Source organism: Leptospira soteropolitanensis, assembly GCF_026151655.1.
Taxonomy (GTDB): domain Bacteria; phylum Spirochaetota; class Leptospiria; order Leptospirales; family Leptospiraceae; genus Leptospira_A; species Leptospira_A soteropolitanensis.
This window is the reverse complement of sequence record NZ_JAMQPN010000025.1, coordinates 1-4,664: the sequence shown is the minus strand read 5'-3', so window position 1 is coordinate 4,664 and position 4,664 is coordinate 1. Positions and strand designations below refer to the sequence as shown.

6 protein-coding genes are annotated in these 4,664 nt (G+C 33.1%); all 6 read left to right on the top strand.

The features are described 5' to 3' along the window. Positions 1 to 89 precede the first annotated feature (89 nt). The 6 genes from ND811_RS18815 (at position 90) to vapC (ending at position 4,490) form a co-directional block, all read left to right on the top strand. The gene (locus ND811_RS18815) at positions 90 to 1,166 is read left to right on the top strand and encodes an HNH endonuclease (RefSeq protein ID WP_265353527.1); all 1,077 of its coding nucleotides are present in this window, start codon (positions 90 to 92) and stop codon (positions 1,164 to 1,166) included. 637 nt (positions 1,167 to 1,803) lie between these two features. Beyond that, entirely contained in the window at positions 1,804 to 2,421 is a 618-nt protein-coding gene (locus ND811_RS18810; RefSeq protein WP_265353526.1) for a hypothetical protein, read from the top strand. A gap of 211 nt (positions 2,422 to 2,632) precedes the next feature. After that, positions 2,633 to 3,196, top strand: coding sequence for a hypothetical protein (locus ND811_RS18805; protein ID WP_265353525.1), 564 nt, complete (start codon positions 2,633 to 2,635; stop codon positions 3,194 to 3,196). Between the two features lie 10 nt (positions 3,197 to 3,206). Further along, positions 3,207 to 3,602, top strand: a complete 396-nt coding sequence (locus ND811_RS18800; RefSeq protein ID WP_265353524.1) for a hypothetical protein — start codon at positions 3,207 to 3,209, stop codon at positions 3,600 to 3,602. A gap of 273 nt (positions 3,603 to 3,875) precedes the next feature. Next, positions 3,876 to 4,070, top strand: a complete 195-nt coding sequence (locus ND811_RS18795) for a type II toxin-antitoxin system VapB family antitoxin (protein ID WP_100729109.1) — start codon at positions 3,876 to 3,878, stop codon at positions 4,068 to 4,070. Positions 4,071 to 4,076: 6 nt separating this feature from the next. After that, positions 4,077 to 4,490 carry a type II toxin-antitoxin system VapC family toxin gene (vapC, locus tag ND811_RS18790; RefSeq protein ID WP_265353523.1) on the top strand — a complete coding sequence of 138 codons (414 nt, stop codon included), beginning with the start codon at positions 4,077 to 4,079 and terminating at the stop codon, positions 4,488 to 4,490. The last annotated feature ends 174 nt before the right edge of the window (positions 4,491 to 4,664 follow it).

The following is a 4,664-nucleotide window of genomic DNA, read 5'->3' as shown; positions in this document are numbered from 1 at the left end:
AATCGCGCCGACGCTAACGCCTCCTACAGAGGCTCAGCTTCGAGGAACGTCGGTAAGCTTTTTCGTTATCCGCCATTTTTAAAATTGTTATGAAATGTTACTTCTGCCAAACAGAATATTCTTTCAAATATTTTAATAGTGAACATATAATACCTCAGGCATTAGGTGGAAATCTAGAATCAAGAAAAATCATTTGTTCTGGATGCAATGAAAGATATGGTAGAACAATTGACATAGAATTGATTAATAATTTTCGTTTAATCTCCAGTACATTAAATGTCTTTAGAGCAAGAAGAAGTAACAAAAGCATTTATATAAAAGATCATAATGGAGTGGAAGCTTTTCGATTTGATCCAGAAAAAGGGATAAGAAGAAAATCAAAAATTGAAAAAATAGATGAAAATCGATATATTATATATGGAACAAATAGTAAAGAAATTGAAGAAGAATCTATCAAACTCTCAAAAAGACTAGGAAGAAAAATCAAAACACCTCCAAATGAAAATTTTGAACCAACATTTGATCGTGAAATTAATTTTTCTTGGGAATTTAATTCTGGCTCTATAGAAGTACTTCGCTCTTTATACAAATCTGCATTGCTATATTATTTATATAAAAATCATAATCCCGATTTGTTAGGTAGGAAATTTGCTTTCTGTGATGGAAATTCTGCAGGAAATTTAATTTGCCCATATTCTGAAACTACAAAAATCTTGCCCAATTTCAGCGAAACCGAAATATACCATTCTATAATTCTAACCTTTAGTAATAACTTGAAAGGAGTGTATGCACTTATTACCTTATTTAGCACCTTTTCTTATCTAGCTCAAATAGCCTTTAATTACTCTGGAGAATCTTATTCTCAAGCTTATAAACAAAATGTGATTACTGGAAAAATAGATGATTTAAATATATATTGGGAACCGAAACAAAATTTTAAAACTTCTTCAGACCAAAACAAATTTATTATTGAGAGTCATAAACCTTTGAATTATCTAATTTATAAAAAAGTTACTGCCTCTTCCTTAGGTCATCCCTTAGTTTCAGATTATTTTGGAATTAAAAAAGGTACTATCATAGAAGATAAACACATTGATATATTTTTCAATGAAAAGTATAAATTGCTCGATTACGGCTTCACCAAAGTAAATATAAACGGCGGATAACAGCGACTTACCGCTACGCTTCGGGACTAGCCCTCGCTCGGGCTACGCCAAATTCCCCTTCTGGCATTCGCCTTGCTTACGCAAGCTACATGCCAGTCCCTAACGTCCCGTTGGGACTCAGGGTCGGGGAACTTCGGTAAGTCTAGTTCGTTAATTGCAATAGGTTAATTCATACAAAAAATGCGCGCGAAAATTTTCTTTAGAAAGGGTTGAGGAATTAATATATTACTGCCTTTTAGTAGTGGAGACTCTCTTCAAAGATTCTTTTATTAAACTGTGATTTGCTAAAGATTTATATTTTTCCATTAAAAGAAGAAAGAAGAGTTTTTAATTCGCTAGTTCCAATATAAATTTATAAGAAAAAAGATTCGGATCGCAAATTTTCGCGCTTGATGAGATTTCCCTTTCGACTATTATCTTTTTCTGCAGAAACCTACTGCAATTAACATCCGCTTACCGCTACGCTTCGGCACTTACGGCCTCGCTCGGTCTCCGACACATTCCTCTCCGGCACGCTTTTTTGCCTCCGCAAATATCGCGCCGACGCTAACGCCTACTCCGTAGGCTCAGCTACGAGGAACGTCGGTAAGCTTTTTCGTTATGCGAAATGCCTAAAAAATAAAAAGGAAATAATAAAATGCCCCCAAAACTTGAAAATTTTCTTCCCATAACTGCAACAATAGCTATAACAATCTTTGTTGCAAAAGAAATAATTGAATATTTCAAAAGAAAAAAAAACGATAAGAACAAATTAAATGCAATTAAGAATTTTCTAGGTCAAGAAATACACCAATTGTCTTATGATATTCGAAATTCATCGTTTATTCTTTCCAACTATATTGACACATTTCGAAATTTTAAGAATTTATCATATGAAATAGTTACGTTAAAAAATGATAAATATCAGTTTAGGGTAGCAGACGAAACGAGTGAACATTTTTCCTCTTCAACCTTCCCAACATTTTCTAACATCTGGTATGAAAAAACTGCTCTGTTGATAGCTGAATTAGATTTTAAATTATTTCAAGAAATTCAAAAGTTTTACAATGATACTTTAGATTTCAAACATAAACAAGAATTGATAATAGAAACTTTAACTCACAATTCTCCAACATTTAATGAGGAACAAATAATCGAATATTTCGAAATGACTTCTGAAGAAAATAAAGAATATTTAGATGCCGCTTATAAAATTTATAATAGAGTTACAGGAGAAAAAATCATATGGCCATCAAAGGGAAAATCTAATAAATAAATTAGGCACTATCGCATAACAGCGACTTACCGCTTCGCTTCGGCACAAGGCCTCGCTCGGGCTACGCCAAATTCCCCTTCTGGCATTCGCCTTGCTTGCGCAAGCTACATGCCAGTCCCTAACGTCCCGTATCCGGGACTCAGGGTCGGGGAACTTCGGTAAGTCTAGTTCGTTATCTGCCATGCAAAACTAAAAACATAAAGGAAAACATATGATTGAATTTCTAAACTGCAATTCTAGTGCAATACAAGCTATATCCTCAATTTTCATGCTTTTAGTCACTGTTGCATATTCAGTTGCAACTTATTTTATGTACAAAGAAATGAAACAATCACGATTGTTACTTTTAACACCTGAAATTCAATTACGAATGGTTCCAATATCAAACGATTTTAACCAATACCACCTAATAGTAGAAAATGTTTCGAACCAAACCGCCTACAATTTATCTTTCATAATCAGTCCAGACAACTTCATTTATTTCAAAAATATCAAACTTGTCGAAACGGAAATTGTTGCTAAGGGGATTCCAGTCTTGACTTCTCTTGATAAACGAAATATTTGCTTTATAGTTTTAGCGAGAAATGATCGAAATAGTGATACCTTAAGCATTGAAATTAATTATTCTGGTTTTGACAAAAGAAATCATACCCGCAATTTCTATTTTGACTTCAACCAGTATAAAGGACCTACAGGAATATACAGAAAAGATACACATGATATCGCAAACATTCTAATAGAAATTAATGAAAACCTAAAGAAAGGAAAAAAATAGGATAAGAATTATGAAAGAATTTATAGATATAGATGTTTTCGGAAGAAATATTGAACACCGAGGATTTGATACTATTGTAAACGGTATTATAAATGGATTATTAACAGAAAAAGGATCAAAAATAATGGATCCCGAATCAGGAGGTTTACTAGAATTTTTGATTACTGATAAGAATAAGTGCATTCAAAATATAAAAAATTTTATCAATTCAGCATTTTCAAAATATCTTAATACGAATAAAATAGAAATTAAGGATCTACAGAATTCAAAATATAATTTGACTCTTAGCATTATTAACCTAGCAAATAATCAAGAAGTTTTAATCATTTTGATTTTGATAGAAAATGATTATTATTTCAAAGTAATTGACCATAATTTTAAACAAAACTTAAGCGAACATACTTAACTTGCACGGCAGATAACAGCGACTTACCGCTACGCTTCGGGACTTCGCCCTCGCTCGGCCTCCGGCAAATTCCCCTTCTGGCATTCGCCTTGCATTCGCAAGCTACATGCCAGTCCCTAACGTCCCGCTGGGACTCAGGGTCGGGGAACTTCGGTAAGTCTAGTTCGTTAGTCGCAATAGCATGAAAATATACTATTTATTCAAAAAAAATAATAAACTCAGTTGTAATATCTGATTGACTTACACAAGTGAATGTGTAAAATAATAGTCATTATGGCTACCAATCTAAATATTGACCCAAAATTACTAGATGAAGCATATTCAATAAGTGGTTTAAAAACAAAAAGAGAAACTGTAAACACGGCTCTAATTGAATTTATAAAAAAACACAAGCAAAAGGAAATTATTAAATTTTTTAATACTATTGAATACGATCCAAAAGCTGATTATAAAAAACTTAGAAAGTAATTTATAGTGAACCTACTCATTGATACTTCTGTTTGGTCGGAAGCTCTTAGAAGAAAAAATAAATCTGTTAATTCAGAAGACACTTTTCTATATCAAATAATTAAAAATGATGAAGAAATTTTCCTAACTGGTATTATTTTACAGGAAATTCTAACTGGTATCAAAAATCAAAAGTTATTTGATGAAATAAACAACCAGCTCTGCTTCTTTAATTTTATTAATCCAACAAACAAAGATCATATACTAGCTGCGCAACTTAGAAATGATTTGGCTAAGAAAGGAATAGCCGTTGCTACGATAGACGTATTAATTGCACAAATTGCAATTTCAAACAACTTAACACTAGCAACTTACGATTCTGATTTTGAAAAAATTGCAGCTCATTCAAAATTAAAAATATTAAAATTTCAAAATTATTAGAATAGAATTTAAACCACGCTACTGCGACTAACAGCGACTTACCGCTTCGCTTCGGGACATGCCCTCGCTCGGCCTACGGCAAATTCCCTTTCTGTCACTCGTTTGCATTCGCAAACTACGTGCCAGTCCCTAACGTCCCGTTCCGGGACTCAGGGTCAGGGAACTTCGGTAAGT

Coding starts and splice junctions, on each gene's coding strand:
- ND811_RS18815 (WP_265353527.1), top strand. CDS start 90: ATGAAATGTTACTTCTGCCAAACAGAATATTCTTTCAAATATTTTAAT.
- ND811_RS18810 (WP_265353526.1), top strand. CDS start 1,804: ATGCCCCCAAAACTTGAAAATTTTCTTCCCATAACTGCAACAATAGCT.
- ND811_RS18805 (WP_265353525.1), top strand. CDS start 2,633: ATGATTGAATTTCTAAACTGCAATTCTAGTGCAATACAAGCTATATCC.
- ND811_RS18800 (WP_265353524.1), top strand. CDS start 3,207: ATGAAAGAATTTATAGATATAGATGTTTTCGGAAGAAATATTGAACAC.
- ND811_RS18795 (WP_100729109.1), top strand. CDS start 3,876: ATGGCTACCAATCTAAATATTGACCCAAAATTACTAGATGAAGCATAT.